This window comes from Yersinia vastinensis (genome assembly GCF_902726565.1).
Classification (GTDB): domain Bacteria; phylum Pseudomonadota; class Gammaproteobacteria; order Enterobacterales; family Enterobacteriaceae; genus Yersinia; species Yersinia vastinensis.
Genome location: NZ_CACVAF010000010.1, coordinates 12,848 through 37,625, shown reverse-complemented (window position 1 = coordinate 37,625; position 24,778 = coordinate 12,848). Strand labels below are relative to the sequence as shown.

The following is a 24,778-nucleotide window of genomic DNA, read 5'->3' as shown; positions in this document are numbered from 1 at the left end:
CATTCCATGAGTAATATTATTAAGCTATTGCTTTATATATTAGTGTCAAAGGCGTTGCAGCCAAGGTCCTAAGCTCTTGGCTGTATAATATATAAAAGATATTCTCTATATTTACTGATAGAATAAAGTTACACTGCGTCCTCTAAAACAAGGTGAAGTTTTCCAACATAGACTTCGCCTCCTCTTACATTAGCTGGTTCTTTCGCCGTAATAACTAGAGGGATAGCGGTGTCAATATCGGCTGCTTTCAGCTGAATATAATCAAGAGTACCTAATTCCTTCTCTGCGATGGTCACATGATGTTCAATAAATCTCTTTGAAGGCCCTATATCCCGAATTACAGGAGACCCTATATTATTTTCGTTAGTATATCTGGGCTCCTTCACTAGGTTCAGCGGAGAACCGAGCTTGATATTAACGCCGGTACCACCGCTAACTGATATCAGAACACTTTCACTAAGAGAATGAACACCATCATCCCCCCTTTCTAAGTGAAGAGACTCTAAATCCCTCCCATTAGCTTGTATTATTTCGATTCTGGAAGGTATTTCTGCGAAGACGTCAATATATTTATCTAGCGGTAGCGAGTGTGTGACTGTACTTGTACTTAATATTGCTATGGTCATTACTGATAATAGTATTTTCTTCATTACTGACACTCCTTGTCTGATCGAAATCTTTATTGATGTATTTTATAACTGGCATTAACTTGTATTGGTGCTAACTTAGGTGGTTAGCACCAATAAACCAACTGTAACTGATTTTGGCTTAGTACAATTAAAAGGATATTTTATTTTTTAATTAAATGTCTTCTTCAATAACAAGCTTGGCTACGCCAGAGTATATGCCCACCGCAGAGTTTTTAGGTTGCTTGGCACTTATTACCAATGGAAGAATAGTTGCATTGCCATTACTTAAATCAAAAGAAGTACCTTTGCCTAGGAAATACTGTCGCGTCCCGTCCACTGAACCTGAATATATTTCTTCCTCACCGAGAGTTATTACATGGTCAAAGAATTTATTCTTCCCATTCTTCAATATAAATACATCAGAGAGACGGACTTTGACTTTATCGGTATTAGTTGCTTTTATTTCGATATTCTCACTGTAGGTATAGGTACCGTCATTCTTAGCTGCATCATAGTTAAGCTTAATCTTATCGAGTGGGGAGCCATCTGCTTTATTCATGCTGACTATAGAGTGAACCTCGGCTTCAACTTGAATGTTTTTTTCTAGAGGTTGTGCATAAACAGTCGTGCTACCAATTAATGCAGCTATAGCCATAGTAGATAATAGAGTCTTTTTCATTGTAGATACCTAATCGTCCTTTGCATAAAGTCCCATTCAGTAATGAATAGGGGGGATTCTTCTGGGTGGTCCTTGTGGTTTATATTTGACGACGATAACGAGGGCATTAATATAATCGTATTAATATAGTGTCATCCACAAGGCGAGAAAACAGTAACATGCCTGATAGAGGTGGTTCAATAATGATACAACCAATTTAAGGAAAGAAAATTAATTTAAATTAAATGGCGGAATAAGTTCCTAATTGATGTTTAAGCTTTTATTGCTTCGTTGAATAATGCTTATTTTGTCTGTCAAACAATTTAGACGAAATACTAATTTAATTCGTTATCAGTAATGATATTAACGACTGATTTTATTTTGATTCTCTGTCATTTTTATGTCATCTGAAGGTTATATTTCTGTCATGAAATAGTGTCATGTTTGCTTTCGAACAAAAACTGATTTATTTCGCTCACCGGCAGTCATTCATCGATGTGGGCTGTATAGATTTATTCAGGGGCTAGATATGTTTAACAATATTATTCGTAAAACGTCGATTTGTATCGCACTTACCTTGGCATTCAGTGCTAATGCAATGGCTGTCACCGAAATCCCATTCTGGCATTCAATGGAGGGGGAGTTAGGTAAAGAGGTCGATTCATTAGCAGATCGTTTTAATCAGTCACATACCGATTATAAAATTGTTCCCGTCTATAAAGGTAACTACGAACAAAGTCTGGCAGCGGGTATCGCGGCTTTCCGCTCAGGGAAGGCTCCGGCCATTTTGCAGGTTTATGAAGTTGGTACGGCGACAATGATGGCCAGTAAAGCCATCAAGCCAGTATTTCAGGTTTTTAAAGACGCTAATATCAATTTTGATGAGTCCGTTTTTGTGCCAACGGTCGCGGGTTATTACACCGATGCCAAAACGGGCCACTTATTATCTCAGCCCTTTAATAGCTCCACTCCTGTGCTGTATTACAACAAAGATGCTTTCAAAAAAGCAGGATTGAACCCAGATCAACCGCCGAAAACCTGGCAGGAACTGGCGGCGGATACCGCCAAATTACGTGCGGCGGGTTCAACTTGTGGTTATGCCAGTGGTTGGCAAGGTTGGATCCAAATTGAGAATTTCAGTGCTTGGCATGGCCAACCCATTGCTAGCCGCAATAATGGGTTTGATGGCACCGATGCTGTACTGGAATTCAATAAGCCATTGCAAGTTAAGCATATTCAGTTGTTGTCAGATATGAACAAGAAAGGTGACTTCACCTATTTTGGTCGCAAAGATGAATCAACCGCCAAGTTCTATAATGGTGATTGTGCTATTACCACCGCCTCTTCCGGTTCACTGGCCGATATCCGCCATTACGCCAAGTTCAATTATGGCGTCGGCATGATGCCTTATGACGCTGATGCTAAAAATGCCCCACAAAACGCCATTATTGGTGGTGCTAGCCTGTGGGTGATGGATGGTAAAGATAAAGACACCTACAAGGGTGTGGCAGAATTCCTGCAATATCTGGCCCAACCAGAAATTGCAGCGGAATGGCACCAAAAAACCGGTTATCTGCCAATCACGACAGCGGCTTATGAGCTAACCAAGCAGCAAGGTTTCTATGATAAGAATCCGGGTGCAGATGTCGCGACACGTCAAATGCTGAACAAGCCACCTTTGCCTTATACCAAAGGATTGCGTCTGGGCAATATGCCGCAGATTCGTACCGTGGTAGATGAAGAGTTGGAAGGGGTATGGACGGGTAAGAAAACGCCTCAGGAAGCGTTGGATGCATCAGTGAAGCGGGGCGATGTGTTGCTACGTCGTTTCGAACAAGCAAATAAATAACGTTATTTGGCTACTCTATTTACCAGTTTGGGATTGCGGTCTGCGCGCCCAAACTGGTTACGCCTGTAACGCCAAATAGTTTTGTGCAGTCATTAGCACCAGTTCGATAAACGGTTAAATTTATGTCATCTTCCCGTCCCGGTTTCTCCTGCAGTTGGTTGCCTTATTTGTTGGTATTACCCCAACTGGCCATCACCGCGGTTTTCTTCCTATGGCCTGCCGGCGAAGCACTGTGGTATTCAGTGCAAACATTGGATCCGTTTGGCCTTTCTAGCGAGTTTGTCGGGCTAAGCAACTTTATTCAGCTATTTCAGGACGAATATTATTTAGCGTCGTTTTACACCACGCTGATTTTCAGTTCGTTGGTGGCGGGGATCGGCTTGGTTGTGTCGCTCTTTTTGGCGGCGATGGTGGATTACGTTCTGCGCGGTAGTCGTCTCTATCAAACATTAATGATTTTACCTTATGCCGTGGCTCCTGCGGTGGCGGCGGTATTGTGGATTTTTCTGTTCAATCCGGGGTTAGGGTTGATAACTCATTTTCTGGCTACGCTGGGGTACACTTGGAATCACGCCCAGAATAGCGGGCAGGCGATGTTCTTGGTGGTGCTGGCTTCCGTGTGGAAGCAAATCAGTTATAACTTCTTATTTTTCCTCGCTGCACTGCAATCTATCCCGCGCTCATTGGTTGAGGCTGCCGCCATTGATGGCGCTGGGCCAGTACGCCGTTTCTTCAATTTGGCGCTGCCCTTAATTTCGCCGGTGAGCTTCTTTCTATTAGTCGTGAATTTGGTGTACGCCTTCTTTGATACTTTCCCGGTTATTGATGCAGCAACTGGCGGTGGCCCAATGCAGGCAACCACCACCTTGATTTATAAGATTTACCGCGAAGGTTTTGCTGGGTTGGATTTATCCAGTTCCGCGGCTCAGTCAGTGATTTTGATGTTGCTGGTGATTGGTCTGACGGTTATCCAGTTCCGCTTTGTTGAGCGTAAGGTGCGTTACCAATGATTGAGAATCGTCGTGGGTTGGATATTTTCTGTCATGTCATGCTGATTATCGGCGTGCTACTGATCTTATTCCCGTTGTATGTGGCTTTTGTGGCGGCCTCTTTGGATGATACACAGGTTTTTCAGGTGCCAATGACGCTAGTGCCAGGGTCGCACTTATGGCAGAACATCAGCCAGATCTGGCACGCGGGTGTGGGCAGTAACAGCGCCCCTTTTGGGTTGATGCTATTTAACAGTTTTGTCATGGCATTTGCGATTACCGTCGGCAAAATCACGGTATCGATGCTGTCGGCCTATGCCATCGTTTATTTCCGTTTTCCGCTGCGTAACCTGTTTTTCTGGCTAATTTTTCTCACCTTAATGTTGCCGGTGGAAGTGCGAATTTTCCCAACTATTCAGGTGATTGCGAACCTGAACATGCTCGATAGCTATACCGGATTGACGTTGCCATTGATGGCCTCTGCGACAGCCACATTCTTATTTCGCCAGTTCTTTATGACGTTGCCAGATGAGTTGTTGGAGGCGGCACGTATTGATGGCGCGGGCGCGATGCGCTTTTTCTGGGACATCGTTTTACCACTGTCAAAAACCAATTTGGCGGCGCTGTTTGTTATCACTTTTATCTATGGTTGGAACCAGTATCTCTGGCCAATCCTGATTACCAGCGATGCTTCGATGGGGACAGCGGTGGCCGGGATAAGAAGCATGATTTCCAGCTCAGGTGCGCCAACACAGTGGAATCAGGTGATGGCGGCGATGATCTTGACATTAATTCCACCGGTTGCGGTGGTTCTTTTGATGCAGCGGTGGTTTGTACGCGGCCTGGTAGACAGTGAGAAGTAATCAGATATGGCATGTTTAAAGCTTCAGGCAGTAACCAAATCTTATGACGGCGTCACGCCGGTGATTAAACAGATTGATTTAGATGTTGCTGACGGCGAGTTTATCGTCATGGTTGGTCCGTCAGGGTGTGGCAAATCGACACTGCTGCGTATGGTGGCAGGATTAGAGCGCACCACGAGTGGCGATATTTATATTAATCATCAGCGCGTGACTGAGATGGAGCCTAAAGATCGTGGCATTGCCATGGTCTTTCAGAATTACGCGCTGTATCCCCATATGAGTGTGTTTGACAACATGGCCTATGGCCTGAAAATTCGTGGTTTCGGCAAAGAACAGATTCGCCAGCGTGTTGAGGAAGCAGCACGTATTTTAGAGCTGCAACCGCTGCTCAAACGCAAACCGCGCGAGCTTTCTGGTGGACAGCGTCAGCGGGTTGCTATGGGGCGTGCCATTGTGCGCGAACCGGCGGTGTTTCTATTTGATGAACCGCTTTCCAATCTGGATGCCAAATTACGTGTACAAATGCGTCTTGAGTTGCAACAACTGCATCATCGGCTGAAAACCACCAGTTTGTATGTCACTCACGATCAAGTTGAGGCGATGACGTTAGCGCAACGGGTGATTGTGATGAACAAAGGTATAGCGGAGCAAATTGGTACGCCGAGCGAGGTTTACCAGCGGCCAGCTTCACTGTTTGTCGCCAGCTTTATGGGCTCACCGGCAATGAATCTATTCGCTGGAACCATCAGCTCGGATGGGCATGCCTTTATTTTATCTGATGGCATGACTTTGCCGCTGGATGTTCCGCAGCCACAATGGGCTTCTCGGTGCTTGACCCTAGGCATCCGCCCGGAGCATATTCAGCAAACAACTTCAGCGCTGGGTGTACCGATGGCCTTATCAACCTTAGAATTACTGGGGGCTGATAATTTGGCTCATGGGCAGTGGGGAGGGCAAAGTGTTATTGCTCGTTTATCTCATGAAGAGATGCCAAAAGTGGGCAGTATGCTCTATCTCTATCTGCCCTCAGCAGCGTTGCACTTTTTTGATTCGCAAAGTGGATTACGGATGGAATCATGAGTAAAAACTGGCCTTATCCTGCTATTGTCGCTCACCGTGGTGGCGGTTCATTGGCACCAGAAAATACCTTGGCAGCCATTGATGTGGGGGTACGGTATGGCCACAAAATGATCGAGTTTGATGCCAAGCTATCGCAAGACGGTCAGATTTTCCTCCTCCATGACGATACACTCGAACGTACCAGTAATGGCTGGGGCGTGGCCGGTGATTTGCCTTGGGAAAAGTTGATCCGGCTTGATGCCGGGGATTGGTATAGCACGGCCTTTCGTGGTGAGCGTTTACCGCTGCTCTCTGATGTAGCCGCTCGCTGCGCCCAGCATGGTATGGCGGCGAATATTGAAATTAAACCGACCATCGGCACTGAAATACCGACAGGGCGAGCCATTGCATTGGCTGCGCGTATTTTGTGGCAAGGCCAGACGATGCCGCCGTTGTTGTCTTCTTTTTCGTTTGAAGCATTAGTCGCAGCACAACAGGCTGCACCAGAACTGCCGCGCGGGTTGTTGTTGGATAAGTGGGATGACAACTGGCTGGCGATGACTCGCCAGTTGGATTGCGTTTCGTTGCATATAAATCACAAACAACTGACGGCAGAGCGTGTGGCTCTACTTAAAGCCGCTGGGCTACGCATTCTGGTCTATACCGTTAACCAACCGGATCGGGCGCAGCAATTGTTAAATTGGGGCGTTGACTGTATCTGTACTGACCGTATAGATTTAATAAGGACGGACTTCGACCTTCGTACTTGAAGTCACAGGGGTGTTAGCCGCATTCACTCACCCGAATGACCTACTTGAGTGGGTTCATCGGGATTCGTCCATTTGCTGCCTACCTGTAACTCCAATGACGTTGGTATAAATAAAACGGAAAACAGAACAGGTCAGCCATTCTTACATTGACGGGCTGACCTGGCCCGGTTTGACAGGAAGTTACCATGCCCGCCTTTGTTATTTCGCTTTGGCACCAGATTGTATTGTCTTCACCGCTCTTTGTTTTACTTGCTTTGGGGTACTGTTTGGTGCGCTTTGGCAAGTGGCCCTCGACCATCACTGATGGTCTAACTCGCTTTGTGTTCTCCCTCGCGCTACCCGCCATGCTGTTTCGTATGATGTGTGATTTCTCTGAGCGCCCCGCAGTCGATGCTCGCCTGCTCATCGCCTTTTTTGGCAGTTGTTTGGTGGTGTTTATTATTGGGCGCATTGTTGCTAGCCGGGTTTTTCATCTGGATGGAGTGTCCGGCTCGGTGTTTGCCCTTGGCGGAATTTTTTCCAATAATGTGATGCTGGGGTTGCCTATTGCTACCCTCATGTTGGGAGAGAAATCTATCCCAGCCGTGGCACTGGTTTTAGTATTTAATGGTTTGATTTTGTGGACATTAGTGACTATTTCGGTGGAGTGGGCGCGCAATGGCTCCCCCACATTGGCGGGCTTTGCGAAAACGGCGCGCAGTGTGCTGACGAACCCGCTGATTATTGGGATTATCTCTGGCACCTTATTCAGTCTGACGGGTTTGCCATTACCACAATTTATCGACCAGCCTGTCACTATGTTAGGGCAAATAGCCCCACCATTGTCATTGATCGTACTGGGCATGGGATTGGCGGAATACCGAGTGAGTGACGGCTGGCAAATCAGCAGCGCCATTTGTTTACTCAAGTTAGTTGTACAACCCATGGTGGTATGGGCCATAGCATGGGCTATGAATCTACCGGCACTGGAAACACAGGTGGTGGTTTTACTAGGTTCAATGGCAACTGGCGTGAATGTGTATTTGATGTCGCGCCAATTTAATGTATTAACTGGCCCTGCTGCTGCGAGCCTGGTGATGTCTACTGTGCTCGCGGCTATCACGACGCCACTGATCTTGACCATTATTGGGGTTGGGATGTAGCCACTGGTACTACGCGCACAAATTCCCCTTTTCATTATTGGCTGAGAGGGGAATATTGTTTGCGTGATTATTTATTGAGCACATGTAAACCTAGTTAGCATAAAAATTGTCTCTCCCTTGGGCTACAATGGCACTTTGTCATCTTAAAGAGCCAATTTATTGTGTTTTTACTGGTCATTACCACCATCTTATGGGCGTTCTCTTTTAGCCTGATTGGCGAATATCTGGCAGGGCATGTGGATAGCTGGTTCTCTGTGCTGATGCGTGTCGGGCTAGCCGCGCTGGTCTTCTTACCTTTCTTACGTTGGCGCAATATAAGTGGGCGAGTGATCCTGCTGTATATGACTGTGGGTGCTATTCAGTTAGGTATCATGTATTTGTTCAGTTTCCGCGCGTATCTGTATCTGACGGTGCCGGAATTTTTGCTGTTCACGGTGATGACCCCACTCTATGTCACGTTAATCTATGATTTGTTACGTCGCCAGCGCTTGCGCTGGGGTTATGCTCTCAGTGCGCTGTTGGCAGTCGTGGGGGCGGCTATCATCCGTTATGACCATCTGAGTGAACACTTCTGGTGGGGATTGATGCTGGTGCAGGCGGCGAATATCTGTTTTGCCATTGGACAAGTGGGTTACAAACGTCTAATGGAAGTTCACCCAATTGCGCAGCATGTGGCATTTTCATGGTTTTATATCGGTGCGTTGGTTGTCGCAGTCGTGGCTTGGTTTGCCTTTGGTAATCCACAAAAACTACCGACCACATCGTTACAGTGGGGCGTGCTGGTTTGGCTCGGCGTCGGAGCTTCCGCTCTAGGTTATTTCATGTGGAACTATGGTGCGACACAAGTGGATGCCGGCACCTTGGGTATCATGAATAACGTGCATGTTCCGGCTGGGTTACTGGTGAACTTGGCTATTTGGCAAGAAAAGCCCCATTGGCCCAGCTTTATCATTGGGGCAATTGTGATAATGGCCTCGCTATGGGTACACCGGCGTTGGGTCGCTCCGCATTCTTTACAAACGGCAGATGATCGCAAGCGTGCTGTCGAGCCGAACGAATAAAAGCCTCAGTGACCGGTTGGCGCTGCTCCCCATCACGGACGGCAGCGTATAACCGGCTCCATAAACCATTTCCCAGCGTTTTTGTGACCACCAATCCCTGACGTTCGAAACTCTCCACCACCCAGTGTGGCAGAGCGGCGATCCCCATCCGTGCAGAGACCATTTGAATGAGCAGTAACGTGTTATCGACATTTTTCAGTTGAGGGTTAATCCCTGCCGGTTGCAGGAAATGCCGCCAGACATCTAATCGTTGACGTTGCACCGGATAAATCATCAGCACTTCTTGTGCCAAATCTTCTGGCTCAATGCGGGCTTTATTGGCTAACGGATGGTCCGGTGCCAGCACCAAGCGCACCTCAAAGTCGAACATTGGCGAATAGTGTAGACCACTGCGCGGCAAAATATCCGATGTCAGTACCAAGTCCAATTCCCCTTGCTGCAACGCGGGTTGTGGATCAAAAGTCACGCCTGATTGAAAGTCCATCGCCACTTGCGGCCAGTTTTTGTGAAAGCTATCTAGCGCCGGTGTCAGCCATTGAATGCAGCTATGGCATTCAATGGCGATCCGCAGAGCCGTTTGATGAGGTTCATTGCACGTTTGCAGGGCTTGTTTAATTTGCGGCAAAACTTGTTCTGCTAACTGCAACAGGATTTCACCTTGTGTGGTGAAACGTAATGGCTGGCTTTTACGCACAAATAGGCGAAAACCCAGACGCTGCTCCAGATCGCTGAATTGATGGGACAAGGCCGATTGGGTCTGATGGAGTTGTGTCGCCGCCGCAGCCAGTGAGCCGGTATTACGCAAAGCTTGCAGGGTGCGTAAGTGTTTCAGTTCGATCATGAGAGTCCTTCACAGTGACAGTGAACAAATTGCGCTTGTGGATTATACAGTACCTGCTGATTATGGATGTGTAAACATCTGGATGGCTAAATGGGAAATATGACGATGACAATTTTAAATCACACACTGGGTTTTCCGCGTGTAGGTCTGAAACGTGAACTGAAAAAAGCACAAGAAAGTTACTGGGCAGGCAACTCCACGCAAGAAGAATTGCTCAATGTGGGTCGCGAATTGCGTGCTCGCCATTGGCAACAACAACAACAGGCTGGTGTTGATTTAGTGCCAGTTGGTGATTTCGCTTGGTATGACCATGTGCTGACTACCAGTCTGCTGCTGGGTAACGTCCCACAACGTCATCAAAATGCTGATGGCTCTATTGATTTGGATACTTTATTCCGTATTGGCCGTGGCCGTGCTCCAACGGGTAAGCCAGCGGCGGCGGCAGAAATGACCAAATGGTTTAATACCAACTACCACTACATGGTGCCTGAGTTCCAGCTGGGTCAGCAATTCAAGCTGGGCTGGACTCAACTGTTAGATGAAGTGGATGAAGCGTTGGCATTAGGCCATAAAATCAAACCGGTACTGCTTGGCCCCGTCACATATCTGTGGCTGGGCAAAGTAAAAGGTGAACAGTTCGACCGCCTTTCTTTGCTGAAAGACATTTTACCGGTTTACCAGCAAGTGCTGGCTGAACTGGCAAAGCGCGGTATCGAGTGGGTACAAATCGATGAGCCGGCATTGGTACTGGAGTTGCCACCAGAGTGGCTGGTGGCTTTCCAACCGGCTTATCAGGCGCTGCAAGGTCAGGTCAAACTGTTGCTAACCACATATTTTGATAGCATTGGCCACAATCTTGACACTATCCGCACACTACCAGTGCAAGGTCTGCATGTCGATGTGGTCGCAGGCCAGGATGATATTGCTACCCTGAATGCAACACTGCCAAAAGAGTGGCTACTATCACTGGGGGTCATCAATGGCCGTAACGTATGGCGTGCTGATTTGAGCCGCTGGTTAGAGCGCCTACAGCCGCTGGTTGATAGTCGCCCGCTTTGGCTGGGTACTTCTTGCTCTTTATTACACAGCCCGATTGATTTAAGTGAAGAGACGCGCCTTGATGCGGAAGTAAAAAGCTGGTTTGCCTTTGCTTTGCAAAAATGTGCGGAGCTGGCATTACTGACGCGGGCATTAAATGCGCCAACTGAAGCCAAACTGGCTGAGTTAGCTGCATACAGTGCACCTATTCGTGCTCGTCGTGCTTCCCGCCGTGTTCATAACGCACAAGTAGAACAGCGTTTGGCGGCAATTACGGCTCAAGATATTGAGCGCCAACTGCCTTATGAGGCGCGTGCGGTCGAACAACGTAAGCGTTTTAATTTGCCTTCATGGCCGACTACGACTATCGGCTCATTCCCGCAAACCACTGAGATCCGGGGCCTGCGTTTGGACTTCAAGCAAGGTCGTCTGGATGGCAAGAACTACCGTACCGGCATCAGCGAACATATTAAACAAGCTGTTGCAGAACAGGAACGTTTGGGCCTGGATGTATTGGTGCATGGTGAAGCCGAGCGTAATGACATGGTCGAATACTTCGGTGAACATCTGGATGGCTTCGTCTTTACTCAAAATGGGTGGGTGCAGAGCTATGGCTCACGCTGTGTTAAACCACCGGTCATCATCGGTGACATCAGCCGCCCTGAAGCTATCACTGTTGAATGGGCTAAATATGCACAATCCCTCACGGACAAACCAGTCAAGGGCATGTTGACTGGGCCGGTCACCATCCTGTGCTGGTCATTCCCGCGCGAAGATGTCAGCCGCGAAACCATTGCCAAGCAAATCGCACTGGCACTGCGTGATGAGGTGGAGGATCTGGAAAAAGCGGGTATTGGAATCATCCAGATTGATGAACCCGCGCTGCGTGAGGGCTTACCTCTGCGCCGTGCTGAGTGGCAAGCGTATCTGCAATGGGCGGTCGATGCATTCAAATTAAATGCGGCAGTGGCGCAAAATGACACTCAAATTCATACCCATATGTGTTATTGCGAGTTCAATGACATCATGGATTCTATTGCTGCGCTGGATGCGGATGTCATTACTATCGAAACCTCTCGCTCAGATATGGAACTGTTGGAATCATTTGAAGATTTCGCTTATCCGAATGAGATTGGTCCCGGCGTTTATGATATTCACTCGCCAAATGTGCCGAGCGTGGAATGGATTGAGGCTTTATTGCGTAAGGCGGCCCAGCGTATTCCTGCGGAACGTTTGTGGGTTAACCCAGACTGTGGTTTAAAAACTCGAGGTTGGCCGGAGACCCGTCAGGCACTGGCAAACATGGTACTGGCTGCACAACGTCTGCGTGAAGAACAGGTTTAATAAAACGATTTACTCTGTGTGAGACTTTGGGCGCATCCTTTGCGCCCTTTTTTGTGGCGGCTATTTGCCTTCTTGGGGCACCGGATGGGCCGCCACCCCATGTTGGGTAAACCAGTTAAGCATTCGCTGCCAGCCATCCAGAGCCGATTCTGCATGATAACTTGGGCGATAATCAGCATTAAACGCATGCCCTGCATCAGGATACACAATGATTTCTGCATCGGCATTTGCCGCGCGTAATGCTTGACGCATAATGTCGATATGCTCTTGCGTTATGCTGCCATCTTTACCGCCATATAACCCCAACACCGGTGCACTGAGGTCAACTGCAACATCCACCGGATATTTTGGCAGCAGCAATGTTTTCTCCCCAATTAATTTGCCATACCAAGCAACTGCTGCTTTTAATTGCGGGTTATGGGCGGCATACAGCCATGCAATTCGTCCCCCCCAACAAAATCCAGTGATCGCCAACTTGCTTGTATCGCCACCGTGGCGAGACGCCCAATGTGCAGCATGATCAAGATCTACCATGACTTGGTGGTCAGGCACTTTACTGACCAGATTTTTATATAATGCATTGATATCATCATATTCTTTGGCATCTCCCTGACGGAAAAACAGCTCAGGAGCGATGGCCAGATAGCCCTGCTTTGCTAATCTGCGACAGATATCTTGAATGTGCTCGTGCACACCAAAGATCTCCTGTACCACAATGACTACCGGATAAGGACCTGCGTGTTGAGCAGGTTTAGCAATATAAGCAGGTAATTCATCACCTTGAGAGGGGATGGTGGTTTCTCCGCAGTGAATACCTTGTTGGTCGGTATAGCGGGTCGTCGAGGCCAGCGGATTTACCGCAGGTGTGAAACCCCCACCTACCTGCCTGAGAGTCATAATTTGATCCGTTTTCACTGTGGTCTCCTTGCGAAATGAGAAAAGTACGGCATCCCGTTGGGCTGAATGATCTTTCGCCCCTCTATTTTCTATTGTCGACTTTAACTATAGGTAATCTTTGAGATTAATGAGGTCAGGTTTTACGGTAATTATGTATTTTATTGCGATATGGAATATGTTTGATAAGTCAGACAATAAAGATATATGCACAACATTAATCACTGGGTTCTATCATTGTTATTCATATACAAAATCACTGAGGCGATGGGTGCATCTTGTATGAATAATCGCCTTAATGAATTATTTTTGTGATTATCATCACAATTAAAATGTACATGAAATTGTCATTTCTTTTGTCAAAGTGATTATGGTCACGAAATAATGCGCTAATTTTGAGTAAAGTGTTTCTTTGTACCTCCCTATAACATCTCTCATGAAAGAGGAGTCTCACACATGGCTAAATCCGACGTTTTTCACTTGGGCCTAACTAAAAACGACCTGCAAGGGGCGACTCTGGCTATCGTTCCAGGTGATCCACAGCGTGTTGAGAAAATCGCTAAATTGATGGATAACCCAGTGCATCTGGCTTCACATCGTGAATTTACTTCATGGCGTGCCGAGCTTGATGGCAAAGCTGTGATTGTCTGTTCAACCGGTATCGGTGGTCCATCAACGTCTATTGCCGTTGAAGAATTAGCACAACTTGGTGTGCGGACTTTCCTGCGTATTGGCACTACAGGCGCTATTCAGCCACATATTAATGTTGGTGATGTATTGGTCACCACAGCCGCGGTGCGTTTAGACGGTGCCAGCTTACATTTTGCGCCGATGGAATACCCTGCGGTGGCAGATTTTGACTGCACGACTGCACTGGTGAACGCAGCCAAGTCAGTCGGTGCGACCACCCACATTGGTGTTACTGCGTCTTCAGACACCTTCTATCCGGGGCAAGAGCGTTACGATACCTTCTCTGGCCGTGTTGTCCGTCGTTTCAAAGGCTCTATGGAAGAATGGCAATCTATGGGTGTGATGAATTATGAAATGGAATCTGCCACCCTACTGACCATGTGTGCCAGCCAAGGTCTGCGCGCCGGTATGGTTGCTGGAGTGATTGTAAACCGCACCCAGCAAGAGATTCCAAACGAAGAGACCATGAAAACTACGGAAAGCCACGCTGTAAAAATTGTGGTAGAAGCCGCGCGTCACTTGCTGTGATATCTGTAGTGAATGAAATTACTGCTGATAATGGCCCAATCTATTTAGGCCAGTAACTCGCGGTAAATTAAGCAATAAATGCTCTATAAACGGGTCAGGTTACTGGCCCGTTGTTTATTTCATCTGATTATCTGGTAATGTCGTAGCTCTTAAAATGAACAATAATAAGAGGCAAACATGACGACACCTGCTTTATCTCATCCTTCGCTGTTACCACTGGATGGTGGTATTAACTTCCGTGATCTTGGCGGTAACGTCGTTGCCGATGGTCGGAAAATCAAGCGTGGGTTACTGTTTCGCTCCGGTTCACTTGACCGCTTAAGCGCCAAAGATTGTGATTTGCTCAGTAGCGGTTCTGTTGCTCAAATTCTTGATTATCGAGATGCTGATGAAGTCCAAGCCAAACCTGATGTTGTTTGGCATGGAGCCAGTTATCACAATATTCCTGCCAATCCGCTAAGTAGCGAAGTGAATGCCAATCTGGAGAAACTGACTAACGAGACGTTAGCGACATTTGATGCCCGTGCCTTCATGTTAGAGCTTTATCGACGACTCCCTTTTAGTAATCAAGCTTACAAACAGTTAGCCACTTTGCTACAAAACAGTGCTTCACCACAGCATGCTGCGACAGGTGTGGTACAGCATTGTGCGGTAGGGAAGGACCGAACTGGTGTAGGTTCTGCCTTGGTGCTATTTGCTTTAGGCGCTGATGAATCGACGGTGATGGAAGATTACTTGTTGACTGAAACGACACTGAAGCCTTTCCGCGAGCATATGCTGGCAGAACTGGCGCTGAAATTAAATGATCAAGCATTAGGCCAATTTGCTTTTGTGCTATCGGCGAGAGAAGAGTTTATTCAAACTGCGCTGCGTAGTATTCAAGAGCGCTATGGTAACCGCGAGCAGTGGTTACAACAGGAGTTTGGTTTGGGCAGCATCGAGCGCGAGAAATTGCAGTCCTATTTCTTAGAGTGATGGCCTCGACAGGCTGCTTTCCGATTTGTCTTATATGGAGCCACTGAGTGGCTCTTTTTAACCGCTTAATGATGCAAACTACCGCTTAACCAGTTCACTGATATTTCTTCTTGGGAGCAAGCGTATGTTAACGCCTGACAAATTCCCTGGAGAGAATGCTCATGCAACATGCGATTACCTTTGTCATCGCCTCCGCGTGTATCCTTATGATCTGCTACCGTTTATACGGTATCTTCTTTGTTCGTAAGGTCTTGCGCGTCGATGACAGTGAAGTCACACCTTCCCACACCTTCGAAGATGGCAAAGATTACGTTCCAACTAAAAAATGGGTGAATTTTGGTAGCCACTTTGCAGCAATCGCTGCGGCGGGTCCCTTGGTTGGCCCTGTGTTGGCAGCCCAATATGGTTATTTACCCGGTTTCCTGTGGTTATTGATAGGTTGTGTTATCGGCGGGGCTGTTCACGACACCGTGGTTCTGTTTGCTTCAATGAAGCATCAGGGCAAGTCACTGTCTGAAGTCGCCAAATCAGAACTTGGACCGGTTGCAGGCTGGTGTACTGGTCTGGCTATGCTGTTCATTATCACGATTACTATGGCCGGGTTATCAATGGTTGTGGTACATGCTCTGGAACGTAACCCTTGGGGGACGTTTGCGGTCTTCATGACAATACCTATCGCTATTTGCGTTGGTTTATGGGAACGCATGACCGGTAGCATGAAAGGAGCTTCTTATGTGGGTATTGCCGCCATCATGGTGTGCGTGTTTGTTGGCCCTTATATTGAAGGTACTTGGCTTGGCGAATGGTTAATGCTGAAAGCAGATACTGTCAGCATTATTTTGCCAATGTATGCTTTCTTTGCGACCGCATTGCCGGTCTGGATGCTATTAACGCCTCGCGGTTATCTCTCAAGCTTTATGAAAATCGGTGTATTCGGCGCACTGATTGTCGGGGTTGTATTTATTAACCCTGAGATTCAATTCCCGGCACTCACACAGTTTATTCATGGCGGAGGCCCGGTTCTGGCTGGCCCAGTCTGGCCATTTATCTCCATTACCATTGCTTGTGGTGCTATTTCTGGTTTCCATGCCTTCATCGGTTCAGGGACTACACCAAAACAGATTGATAAATGGAGTGATATTTTGCCCGTCGGTTTTGGTGCGATGTTGGCCGAATGTATGGTTGGGGTGATGGCCTTGATCGCTGCAACCTCTCTGCATCCTGCCGACTACTTCGCGATTAACTCATCCGCTGAAGCATGGAGCATGCTCGGTATGGATGTCGTCAATCTGCCAAAATTGAGTGAAGAAATTGGTCTGGATTTGTATGGGCGAACCGGTGGTGCTGTAACCTTAGCCGTTGGTATGACGGATATTTTCATCCGTGTGCCATGGTTTAGTAGTTTGGCCGCCTACTTCTTCCAGTTTGTGGTTATGTTTGAAGCCGTATTCATCCTGACAGCAGTTGACTCTGGTACTCGTGTTGCTCGCTACTTGCTGCAAGATTTCCTGGGCGATATCTGGGCACCACTAAAACGTACTGATTGGTTACCTGGCACATTGGCATGTAGCGTTATCGCTTGTGCTTTGTGGGGCTACCTCCTGAATTCTGGTGATATTAACTCAGTATGGGCACTGTTCGGTGTATCAAACCAGTTAATGGCTTCTGTTGGCTTAATCATTGGTGCGACTATCATTCTGCGGCTGGCTACCAAACGGATTTACATGCTGACCTGTGTTATCCCACTGGCTTATTTATTTGTTACTGTAAACTATGCTGGCTACTGGATGATTACTCACGTGTATTTCAATTCAGCAGCGAAAGGTTACAACCTGTTCAACGGCATCATCTCTATCATCATGATGACTCTAGGTGTAATCATCTTGATTTCAGCACTGAAAAAATGGCGTGAACTATGGATTCGTAGATCAGCCGAGATGGCGGGGAATAAAACGGTCACCGCCAACGCCTAGTCGTCCAAATTAATGGTAATAACAGGTAAAACGGTCGGAATCTTCCGGCCGTTTATTTTTTGTTAAGTCAAAATGCCAACACATTGCGTATGCTAATGGCTACTTTATTGATAACAGGAAAATCCCTGTGACCCTGAATGATGTCATTACTGTCACTATCGATTTTGTTCGTGAACATGAATCGTGGGCTATGCCTATCGTGTTTATCCTCGCTTTTGGTGAGTCACTCGCCTTTCTTTCCTTACTTTTCCCAGCGACGGTTATCTTACTAGGGTTAGGTGCATTGATCGGTGAAAGTGGTATTTCTTTCTGGCCAATTTGGATTGCTGCCGTCGCAGGGGCTTTCTTTGGCGACTGGGTTTCTTATTGGGTTGGCGATCATTACAAAGATCGTGTTGGCACCTTATGGCCACTTTCCCGCAACCCTCAGTTATTGGTTCGTGGCCATGCTTTCTTTGAACGCTGGGGGTTCTTTGGTGCCTTTATTGGCCGTTTCTTCGGCCCATTACGTGCAGTTGTTCCTTTAGTTGCCGGAATTTGCGCCATGCCAAAGTTTTATTTCCAGCTGGCTAACATCACCTCTGCTTTAATTTGGGCATTTGGTATTTTGGCCCCCGGAGCATTCGGTATTCAGTGGCTTTCTCACTGGATAGATTAATGCAGTCTGAGCATATGAGTGGTCACCCACACTTTACGGCTGACAGTTTAAGCCGATTTCTTTGTGGCAAAGTAGTGACTTTCTGATCTGCTTGTTATTTATGCGTATGGCTTCGCAAGATGGAATGTAACGGAAAAACACTCTGGACATCCATACAGTATCCCCTTACCTTGACTAACATTAGGTTGATGGGGAGATAACCGTGGACATCAGTTTATTTTATGGGCTGGGAGGTAGTCTGCTTGGTGGGCTTATTGGCTGGCTAATTGCCAGCTTGTATCAGCAGCGTAACAAAGCACAGCAAGATATTGAACAGCGGTTGTTAGAGCAAACATTACAGCATTCACAGCAAAATAGCGCAGAATTACAGGCGACTTTGCAACGTAATGAACAGCAGTTGCGGCAAAGTGAGCTGGAACTGCGCAACTTACATAGCCAGTTGGCGGGCAATGCTGAAAAATTGCAACAACTTGCTCATTTGCGCAATGAATGTGACCAATTGAATCAAGAGCTGCGCGCTCAACGGGAAGTGAATAGTGCGCAAGAGGCTGAATTACGGGAAGTTACGATCCGCTTGGAAGAAACACGCCTGACAGCAGAAGAAAAGCAACGTTTACTCCTTAATAGCGAACAGCGGCTAACGGCCCAATTTGAAAATTTGGCAAATCGTATCTTTGAACAAACTGGCCGCCGTGCGGATGAACAGAATAAACAAAGTCTGGATCGGTTGTTATTGCCTCTTCGGGAACAATTGGATGGTTTTCGTCGACAGGTACAGGATAGTTTTGGGCAAGAGGCTCGTGAACGCCATACTTTGACCCATGAAATTCGTAGCCTGCAACAGCTCAATGCTCAAATGGCACGTGAAGCATTAAACCTGACCAAAGCTCTTAAAGGCGATAATAAAACTCAGGGAAACTGGGGTGAAGTGGTCTTGGCTAAAGTGCTAGAAGCGTCAGGTCTGCGCGAAGGCTATGAATATCAAACCCAAGTTAGTGTAAAAATTGACAGCAATAGTCGCATGCAGCCGGATGTTATTGTTCGCTTACCTCAAGGCAAAGATGTCGTTATTGACGCTAAAATGTCACTAGTAGCTTATGAACGCTATTTTAATAGTGACGATGACATTGAGCGTGAAGCGGCACTAAATGAACATTTATCATCGCTGCGCGCCCATATTAAGATGCTAGGCCGCAAAGATTATCAGCAACTCCCCGGCTTGCGCTCGCTTGATTATGTATTGATGTTTATCCCGGTGGAGCCTGCGTTTCTGGTAGCAATAGACCGCCAGCCAGAGTTGATTAGTGAAGCTCTGCAACACAATATTATGCTCGTTAGCCCAACAACATTGCTGGTGGCTTTACGCACAATCACTAATTTATGGCGATATGAGCATCAAAGCCAAAATGCGCAACGTATTGCCGAGAGAGCAGCCAAACTCTATGACAAATTGCGCTTATTTGTTGATGATATGGAGTCATTAGGGCAAAGCCTCGATAAAGCGCAGCTAAGTTATCGTCAGGCAATGAACAAACTGTCGCAAGGCCGTGGTAACCTGATAGGGCAAGTTGAAGGTTTTCGTACTCTGGGGGTCGAGGTAAAACGGCCTATTAGTCCATCGCTGGCGAAAAAAGCCAGTATAGAGGATCAACCAGAGAGTGATTTAGCGCTATCCGATGATGTGGAATCAGAAATCAATGATTCTACACCGCTGAAGTATCAGGGTTAGTTGCATGTTCCTCTTCTGTATGATGTTGAGAAGACTGCGATTAAGCAGTTACCTTAATACCAGGTGAGGTGGGGCTTTCATCGGAGTTCTGGTACACTTCCTCGAAAGATTGACTGAAAAGCAGGCACAGAAAATGGTAGATCAGGAGAAGGAAACCACTCATTTTGGTTTTCGCACCGTAGCCAAAGAACAAAAAGAAAGCATGGTGGCAGAAGTTTTTCATTCCGTAGCCGCCAAATACGATTTGATGAATGATCTGATGTCGTTTGGTGTTCACCGTATTTGGAAGCGTTTCACTATTGACTGTAGCGGTGTTCGGCGCGGCCAACGAGTATTGGATCTTGCTGGTGGTACTGGAGATTTGACTGCTAAGTTCTCTCGCTTGGTTGGTGAGCAGGGTGAAGTGGTTCTGGCTGATATCAATGAGTCTATGCTACGAATGGGCCGTGAAAAGCTACGTGACAAAGGCGTCGTCGGTAATGTCAGTTATGTGCAGGCCAACGCAGAGGCTTTACCTTTCCCAGATAATTACTTCGATTGCATCACCATTTCATTCGGATTGAGAAATGTCACCGAAAAAGAAAAGGCGCTGCGCTCCATGTTTCGGGTATTAAAACCAGGTGGCCGTTTGTTAGTTCTTGAATTCTCTAAACCTCTGCTGGAACCTTTGAGCAAAGCCTATGACGCTTACTCTTTCCATATTTTGCCAAAGATTGGTGAACTTGTGGCGCAGGACTCTGAAAGTTACCGCTATTTGGCGGAGTCTATTCGGATGCACCCTGACCAAGAAACACTGAAAGGCATGATGATGGATGCCGGGTTTGAAAATGTAACCTATTCCAATTTAACCGGTGGCATTGTTGCGTTACATCGGGGTTTCAAGTTTTAACAGGAATATGGCTATGCCACTAAAATCACTGATATTTAAACCCTTGTCACTGAAACCAGTTTTGCTGTCGCCACTTATCACTGCTGCTATAGAAACCTCACTAAACAGTGTGTTATTTCGCGATAAAAGCATGAAAGCGGCTCGTTTACGTCTAGTGGGAAAAGTGTTGCGTATCGAGTTACGTGAGATGAGCTTTCCCTTATTGCTCGTCTTTAGTGAACGGCAGATAGATGTTTTAAGTCAATGGGATGGTGATGCTGATTGCATAGTGAAGACCGAAGTTGCTGTGTTGGCAAAATTACGAGACCGCCAGCAACTTTCACCTTTGATGCGCAGTGGTGAGCTGATTGTCGAAGGCGATATCCGAGTAGTTCAACAGCTTGTTGCACTATTAGAACTTGCTGAATGGGAACCTGCTGAATGGTTGGCTCCCTATATTGGTGATATCGCTGCGGAATCTATTGGGCAAATGGTACATAAAAGCAGCCGTTTTCTCAGTAAACAGTTACGGCAGCAGCAACATTATGTGGCTGAAGCAATAACTGAAGAATGGAGAATGGCTCCGGCTCCGCTGGAGATTGTGTGGTTTAACGAAGAAGTTGATGCCACCGTCCGTGCCACCGAAGCGTTGAGTGCCAGATTGGCAATCATGGAGACAAAACAATGACGCCAGGAGAACTTCGGCGCCTGTATCTAATTATTCGGGTCTTCTTGAGTTATGGGTTGGATGAATTAATCCCGAATATACGTTTAACGCTGCCACTACGTATTGGCCGCCACCTATTTTTCTGGTTACCTAATCGCCACAAAGACAAACCTCTGGGTGAGCGTTTACGTCTCGCCTTGCAGGAGTTAGGCCCTGTCTGGATCAAGTTTGGCCAGATGATGTCCACACGTCGCGACCTTTTCCCACCCAACATTGCCGACCAACTTGCGTTGTTACAAGACAGAGTTGCTCCATTTGATGGTGCGCTGGCACGCAAGCACATTGAAATTGCGATGGGGGGGCCACTAGAAACATGGTTCGATGACTTTGAACAGGAAGCGTTGGCCTCTGCTTCTATTGCTCAGGTACACACGGCACGCTTAAAAGAGAACGGTCAGGAAGTCGTACTTAAAGTTATCCGCCCTGATATCTTACCGATTATTAAAGCAGACGTTCGTTTAATGTACCGCCTTGCAGGTTGGGTACCCAAACTATTACCTGATGGTCGTAGATTACGCCCACGCGAAGTTGTACGTGAATATGAAAAAACGCTACTTGATGAGCTAAACTTGCTGCGCGAAGCTGCTAATGCTATTCAACTGCGTCGCAATTTTGAAAACAGTCCAATGCTCTATATTCCAGAGGTTTATTCCGATTATTGCCGGGAAAGCGTGTTGGTGATGGAGCGTATTTACGGCATACCTGTATCTGATATTGCTGCTTTGGAAGAGCAAGGTACGAACATGAAATTGCTGGCTGAACGTGGGGTTCAGGTTTTCTTCACTCAGGTTTTCCGCGACAGCTTTTTCCATGCAGATATGCATCCTGGGAATATTTTTGTCAGCTATGAACATCCTCATGACCCACTTTATATCGGTATTGACTGTGGCATTGTGGGCTCACTGAACAAAGCTGATAAACGTTATCTTGCTGAAAACTTTATTGCTTTCTTTAACCGCGATTATCGGCGTGTTGCTGAATTGCATGTTGACTCTGGCTGGGTTCCTCGCGATACCAATGTTGAAGATTTCGAGTTCGCTATCCGTACCGTTTGTGAGCCAATTTTTGAAAAGCCATTGGCGGAAATATCATTCGGACATGTGTTGTTGAATCTTTTTAACACGGCACGCCGATTTAATATGGAAGTGCAGCCGCAACTGGTTCTACTACAGAAAACGTTATTGTATGTTGAAGGTTTAGGGCGGCAGCTCTACCCTCAGCTTGATCTCTGGACGACAGCTAAACCATTCCTTGAAAGCTGGTTACGAGATCAAGTTGGTCTACCCGCCGTTATCCGTGCACTCAAAGAGAAAGCACCTTTTTGGGCGGAGAAGTTTCCAGAGTTGCCTGAATTGGTTTATGACAGCTTGCAGCAGCACAAACTATTACAGCAAAGTGTCGATAAACTCACGATTCAGATGCAAGGCCAGCAACAACGTCAAGGCCAGTCACGGTATTTGTTCGGGGTTGGCGCTACACTATTAGTCAGTGGTACCATTTTATTCTTGGCTGATGAGGTAGAAATCTCAATAGGATTCATTGTCGTCGGAGTATTGGCTTGGTTTATTGGTTGGCGACGAACCAGTTAGCTTATTGCTAGAAGTCTTTGTGGATAGCTTGTGGTGTGGCTTGTGAGTTATGTAAAAGTTATTCAAGAAGCCATTTATTTGTTCAAGAAGCTATGCGCTAGTTCAAAATGCAGTAAGTTAGATAGGTATTCATAGAGGTTATATGACGTATAATGCGGCCCTCTGTGGAATAACCCTTGAATATAGAGGTGAATGTAATGGGTGGGATAAGTATTTGGCAGTTATTAATCATTGCCGTGATCGTCGTTCTGTTGTTTGGAACTAACAAACTACGGACGCTAGGGTCAGATTTAGGCGCATCCATCAAAGGCTTTAAAAAAGCGATGGGTGATGAGTCACAAACGCCGCCAACGGATGCAGATAAGACGAGTAACGATGCTGATTTTGCAAAATCGATTACTGAAAAACAGCAGCCGGTGGCCAAAGCTGAAGAGTCTAAGAGCCACGACAAAGAGCAGGGATAAGCTGTGTTCGACATCGGGTTTAGTGAACTGCTACTGGTACTTGTGATCGGTCTGGTCGTCCTTGGGCCAGAACGGTTGCCGGTTGCTGTAAGAACAGTTGCCGGTTGGATTCGGACATTACGTTCACTTGCGGCAACTGTGCAAAACGAATTGGCACAAGAGCTTAAAATACAGGAACTACAAGATAGCCTGAAAAAAGCAGAACAGGCTGGTTTGCAGAATCTGACACCAGAGCTGAAAGCCTCAATGGATGAACTCAAAGAGGCAGCAGAAGCGTTGAAACGCTCCTATCGTTCAGATATTGGATCGGATGCGCCACATACGATCCATAACCCGTTGGTAACAGAGCCAGAAGCGATTCATGATGGCGTTACGCCAGCTGAGTCTGCGACGCAGGCTCAAGCATCAGCTCAAGCACCAAGTCATACTGAGGCGAGCTCTTCTCTGGTCGTTGAAACCACGCCTGATAACGTAGAAAAACCTATTGTTCAGGTTGCGGCATCTGCGGAGCCTATCCCTTCAGTTGAAAGGGAGGCGATGCCCGTGGCAAATGTTCCTGCGGCCAAGGCAAAAACTGCCACAATTGACACCCATAGCACGGGCTCACTCAGTGCTGACCAACCTCGAACTCACCAACCTGGCGGCGATCGGTAAACATGGCTGTTGATGATACCCAACCCCTAATTACTCATTTGATAGAACTGCGTAAGCGGCTATTGAATTGTATTATCACTATTTTAGTGGTTTTTTTTGTATTGGTTTTCTTTGCCAATGATATCTATCACTTAGTTTCAGCACCGCTGATTAAACAGTTGCCCGTTGGCTCCAGTATGATTGCAACTGATGTTGCATCACCGTTCTTTACCCCGATTAAATTGACCATGATGGTCTCGGTGTTTGTGTCAGCACCAATGATCCTCTATCAGGTTTGGGCATTTATAGCCCCTGCGCTATACAAACATGAGCGCCGTCTGATGGTTCCACTGCTGATATCTAGCAGCTTCTTATTTTATCTGGGTATGGCGTTTGCTTACTTTATTGTTTTCCCGCTAGCTTTTGGTTTTTTTGCCAAAACAGCCCCAGAAAGTGTATTAATCGCAACGGATATCACCAAGTACCTTGATTTTGTTATGGCACTTTTTATGGCTTTTGGTATTTCTTTTGAGGTTCCGATTGCGATAATTCTTCTGTGCTGGGCTGGAGTGACAACCCCTGAAGCACTCAAGAAAAAGCGTCCTTATGTGTTTGTTGGTGCTTTTGTTGTGGGCATGCTCCTCACGCCGCCTGATGTGTTGTCACAGACATTACTGGCTATTCCGATGTATCTGTTGTTCGAGATTGGTTTGTTCTTTGCTCGTTTTTATACGGGTAAACAGCGCCGTGCAGATATAGAGGAAGAGGATGAAGAAACCAATAACAACCCGAAAGTGCCTTAAATTT

The 24,778-nt window shown here is 46.7% G+C and carries 23 protein-coding genes; 19 read left to right on the top strand and 4 right to left on the bottom strand.

Annotation, left to right across the window (positions count from 1 at the left end; translation table 11 throughout):
* Positions 1–128: 128 nt before the first annotated feature.
* Both HUZ92_RS15360 and HUZ92_RS15355 read right to left on the bottom strand, forming a co-directional pair.
* Positions 129–650: a hypothetical protein gene (locus tag HUZ92_RS15360; protein ID WP_050101000.1), complete on the bottom strand. Its 522-nt coding sequence runs from the start codon at positions 648–650 to the stop codon at positions 129–131.
* A gap of 151 nt (positions 651–801) precedes the next feature.
* Entirely contained in the window at positions 802–1,308 is a 507-nt protein-coding gene (locus HUZ92_RS15355; protein ID WP_145525076.1) for a CS1 type fimbrial major subunit, read from the bottom strand.
* Positions 1,309–1,816: 508 nt separating this feature from the next.
* On the opposite strand from HUZ92_RS15355, the gene ugpB reads away from it, so the two are divergent.
* The 7 genes from ugpB to HUZ92_RS15320 all read left to right on the top strand — a co-directional run bounded on the left by ugpB (position 1,817) and on the right by HUZ92_RS15320 (position 9,020).
* Entirely contained in the window at positions 1,817–3,136 is a 1,320-nt protein-coding gene (gene ugpB / locus HUZ92_RS15350) for a sn-glycerol-3-phosphate ABC transporter substrate-binding protein UgpB (RefSeq protein ID WP_050141133.1), read from the top strand.
* 122 nt (positions 3,137–3,258) lie between these two features.
* A complete protein-coding gene (gene ugpA, locus HUZ92_RS15345; RefSeq protein ID WP_050101003.1) occupies positions 3,259–4,146 on the top strand; it encodes a sn-glycerol-3-phosphate ABC transporter permease UgpA in 888 nt (295 codons plus the stop codon).
* Positions 4,143–4,988 (top strand): sn-glycerol-3-phosphate ABC transporter permease UgpE, encoded by an 846-nt coding sequence (ugpE, locus tag HUZ92_RS15340; protein WP_050296224.1) that lies wholly within the window; start codon positions 4,143–4,145, stop codon positions 4,986–4,988. Before ugpA ends, ugpE begins: the two co-directional genes overlap by 4 nt.
* A gap of 6 nt (positions 4,989–4,994) precedes the next feature.
* Positions 4,995–6,068 (top strand): sn-glycerol-3-phosphate import ATP-binding protein UgpC, encoded by a 1,074-nt coding sequence (locus HUZ92_RS15335; protein WP_050101005.1) that lies wholly within the window; start codon positions 4,995–4,997, stop codon positions 6,066–6,068.
* Positions 6,065–6,817: a glycerophosphodiester phosphodiesterase gene (gene ugpQ, locus HUZ92_RS15330; RefSeq protein WP_145580138.1), complete on the top strand. Its 753-nt coding sequence runs from the start codon at positions 6,065–6,067 to the stop codon at positions 6,815–6,817. Before HUZ92_RS15335 ends, ugpQ begins: the two co-directional genes overlap by 4 nt.
* Positions 6,818–7,002: 185 nt before the next feature.
* Positions 7,003–7,959 (top strand): AEC family transporter, encoded by a 957-nt coding sequence (locus tag HUZ92_RS15325; RefSeq protein ID WP_050101007.1) that lies wholly within the window; start codon positions 7,003–7,005, stop codon positions 7,957–7,959.
* Positions 7,960–8,120: 161 nt separating this feature from the next.
* The gene (locus tag HUZ92_RS15320) at positions 8,121–9,020 is read left to right on the top strand and encodes a carboxylate/amino acid/amine transporter (protein ID WP_050101008.1); all 900 of its coding nucleotides are present in this window, start codon (positions 8,121–8,123) and stop codon (positions 9,018–9,020) included.
* On the opposite strand, the gene metR is transcribed toward HUZ92_RS15320, so the two are convergent.
* Positions 8,908–9,861: an HTH-type transcriptional regulator MetR gene (gene metR, locus HUZ92_RS15315; protein ID WP_050101009.1), complete on the bottom strand. Its 954-nt coding sequence runs from the start codon at positions 9,859–9,861 to the stop codon at positions 8,908–8,910. The genes HUZ92_RS15320 and metR overlap by 113 nt on opposite strands.
* A 105-nt stretch (positions 9,862–9,966) precedes the next feature.
* On the opposite strand from metR, the gene metE reads away from it, so the two are divergent.
* Positions 9,967–12,243, top strand: coding sequence for a 5-methyltetrahydropteroyltriglutamate--homocysteine S-methyltransferase (gene metE, locus HUZ92_RS15310; protein WP_072086717.1), 2,277 nt, complete (start codon positions 9,967–9,969; stop codon positions 12,241–12,243).
* Between the two features lie 60 nt (positions 12,244–12,303).
* Here metE and HUZ92_RS15305 read toward each other — a convergent pair whose 3' ends face one another.
* Positions 12,304–13,158 carry a dienelactone hydrolase family protein gene (locus tag HUZ92_RS15305; protein WP_050101011.1) on the bottom strand — a complete coding sequence of 285 codons (855 nt, stop codon included), beginning with the start codon at positions 13,156–13,158 and terminating at the stop codon, positions 12,304–12,306.
* A gap of 435 nt (positions 13,159–13,593) precedes the next feature.
* Here HUZ92_RS15305 and udp point away from each other — a divergent pair, with 435 nt between their 5' ends.
* From udp to tatC, 11 genes are all read left to right on the top strand, one after another.
* Positions 13,594–14,355 (top strand): uridine phosphorylase, encoded by a 762-nt coding sequence (gene udp / locus HUZ92_RS15300; protein ID WP_050101012.1) that lies wholly within the window; start codon positions 13,594–13,596, stop codon positions 14,353–14,355.
* Positions 14,356–14,532: 177 nt separating this feature from the next.
* Positions 14,533–15,330, top strand: a complete 798-nt coding sequence (locus HUZ92_RS15295) for a tyrosine-protein phosphatase (RefSeq protein WP_050101013.1) — start codon at positions 14,533–14,535, stop codon at positions 15,328–15,330.
* Between the two features lie 161 nt (positions 15,331–15,491).
* The gene (locus HUZ92_RS15290) at positions 15,492–17,303 is read left to right on the top strand and encodes a carbon starvation CstA family protein (protein WP_050101014.1); all 1,812 of its coding nucleotides are present in this window, start codon (positions 15,492–15,494) and stop codon (positions 17,301–17,303) included.
* Between the two features lie 127 nt (positions 17,304–17,430).
* Positions 17,431–17,961 (top strand): DedA family protein, encoded by a 531-nt coding sequence (locus HUZ92_RS15285; protein WP_050101015.1) that lies wholly within the window; start codon positions 17,431–17,433, stop codon positions 17,959–17,961.
* A 202-nt stretch (positions 17,962–18,163) separates the two neighbouring features.
* Entirely contained in the window at positions 18,164–19,690 is a 1,527-nt protein-coding gene (gene rmuC / locus HUZ92_RS15280) for a DNA recombination protein RmuC (protein WP_050101016.1), read from the top strand.
* A gap of 133 nt (positions 19,691–19,823) precedes the next feature.
* Positions 19,824–20,579 (top strand): bifunctional demethylmenaquinone methyltransferase/2-methoxy-6-polyprenyl-1,4-benzoquinol methylase UbiE, encoded by a 756-nt coding sequence (gene ubiE, locus HUZ92_RS15275; RefSeq protein ID WP_050101017.1) that lies wholly within the window; start codon positions 19,824–19,826, stop codon positions 20,577–20,579.
* 13 nt (positions 20,580–20,592) lie between these two features.
* Positions 20,593–21,246 (top strand): ubiquinone biosynthesis protein UbiJ, encoded by a 654-nt coding sequence (gene ubiJ / locus HUZ92_RS15270; RefSeq protein ID WP_050101018.1) that lies wholly within the window; start codon positions 20,593–20,595, stop codon positions 21,244–21,246.
* Positions 21,243–22,874 carry a ubiquinone biosynthesis regulatory protein kinase UbiB gene (ubiB, locus tag HUZ92_RS15265; protein ID WP_050101019.1) on the top strand — a complete coding sequence of 544 codons (1,632 nt, stop codon included), beginning with the start codon at positions 21,243–21,245 and terminating at the stop codon, positions 22,872–22,874. The genes ubiJ and ubiB overlap by 4 nt, the downstream gene beginning before the upstream one ends.
* 197 nt (positions 22,875–23,071) lie before the next feature.
* The gene (tatA, locus tag HUZ92_RS15260; protein ID WP_050101020.1) at positions 23,072–23,338 is read left to right on the top strand and encodes a Sec-independent protein translocase subunit TatA; all 267 of its coding nucleotides are present in this window, start codon (positions 23,072–23,074) and stop codon (positions 23,336–23,338) included.
* Between the two features lie 3 nt (positions 23,339–23,341).
* Positions 23,342–23,992: a Sec-independent protein translocase protein TatB gene (gene tatB, locus HUZ92_RS15255; protein ID WP_050141138.1), complete on the top strand. Its 651-nt coding sequence runs from the start codon at positions 23,342–23,344 to the stop codon at positions 23,990–23,992.
* Between the two features lie 2 nt (positions 23,993–23,994).
* Entirely contained in the window at positions 23,995–24,774 is a 780-nt protein-coding gene (gene tatC / locus HUZ92_RS15250) for a Sec-independent protein translocase subunit TatC (RefSeq protein ID WP_050101022.1), read from the top strand.
* Positions 24,775–24,778 lie beyond the last annotated feature (4 nt).

Bases quoted from the DNA above. Each gene is read 5' to 3' on its own strand.
- HUZ92_RS15295 (WP_050101013.1), top strand. From the start codon at position 14,533: ATGACGACACCTGCTTTATCTCATCCTTCGCTGTTACCACTGGATGGT.
- ubiJ (WP_050101018.1), top strand. From the start codon at position 20,593: ATGCCACTAAAATCACTGATATTTAAACCCTTGTCACTGAAACCAGTT.
- HUZ92_RS15290 (WP_050101014.1), top strand. From the start codon at position 15,492: ATGCAACATGCGATTACCTTTGTCATCGCCTCCGCGTGTATCCTTATG.
- metR (WP_050101009.1), bottom strand. From the start codon at position 9,861: ATGATCGAACTGAAACACTTACGCACCCTGCAAGCTTTGCGTAATACC.
- ubiB (WP_050101019.1), top strand. From the start codon at position 21,243: ATGACGCCAGGAGAACTTCGGCGCCTGTATCTAATTATTCGGGTCTTC.
- HUZ92_RS15360 (WP_050101000.1), bottom strand. From the start codon at position 650: ATGAAGAAAATACTATTATCAGTAATGACCATAGCAATATTAAGTACA.
- tatC (WP_050101022.1), top strand. From the start codon at position 23,995: ATGGCTGTTGATGATACCCAACCCCTAATTACTCATTTGATAGAACTG.
- metE (WP_072086717.1), top strand. From the start codon at position 9,967: ATGACAATTTTAAATCACACACTGGGTTTTCCGCGTGTAGGTCTGAAA.
- tatA (WP_050101020.1), top strand. From the start codon at position 23,072: ATGGGTGGGATAAGTATTTGGCAGTTATTAATCATTGCCGTGATCGTC.
- ubiE (WP_050101017.1), top strand. From the start codon at position 19,824: ATGGTAGATCAGGAGAAGGAAACCACTCATTTTGGTTTTCGCACCGTA.
- ugpA (WP_050101003.1), top strand. From the start codon at position 3,259: ATGTCATCTTCCCGTCCCGGTTTCTCCTGCAGTTGGTTGCCTTATTTG.
- ugpE (WP_050296224.1), top strand. From the start codon at position 4,143: ATGATTGAGAATCGTCGTGGGTTGGATATTTTCTGTCATGTCATGCTG.
- udp (WP_050101012.1), top strand. From the start codon at position 13,594: ATGGCTAAATCCGACGTTTTTCACTTGGGCCTAACTAAAAACGACCTG.
- HUZ92_RS15355 (WP_145525076.1), bottom strand. From the start codon at position 1,308: ATGAAAAAGACTCTATTATCTACTATGGCTATAGCTGCATTAATTGGT.
- HUZ92_RS15325 (WP_050101007.1), top strand. From the start codon at position 7,003: ATGCCCGCCTTTGTTATTTCGCTTTGGCACCAGATTGTATTGTCTTCA.
- ugpQ (WP_145580138.1), top strand. From the start codon at position 6,065: ATGAGTAAAAACTGGCCTTATCCTGCTATTGTCGCTCACCGTGGTGGC.
- HUZ92_RS15335 (WP_050101005.1), top strand. From the start codon at position 4,995: ATGGCATGTTTAAAGCTTCAGGCAGTAACCAAATCTTATGACGGCGTC.
- ugpB (WP_050141133.1), top strand. From the start codon at position 1,817: ATGTTTAACAATATTATTCGTAAAACGTCGATTTGTATCGCACTTACC.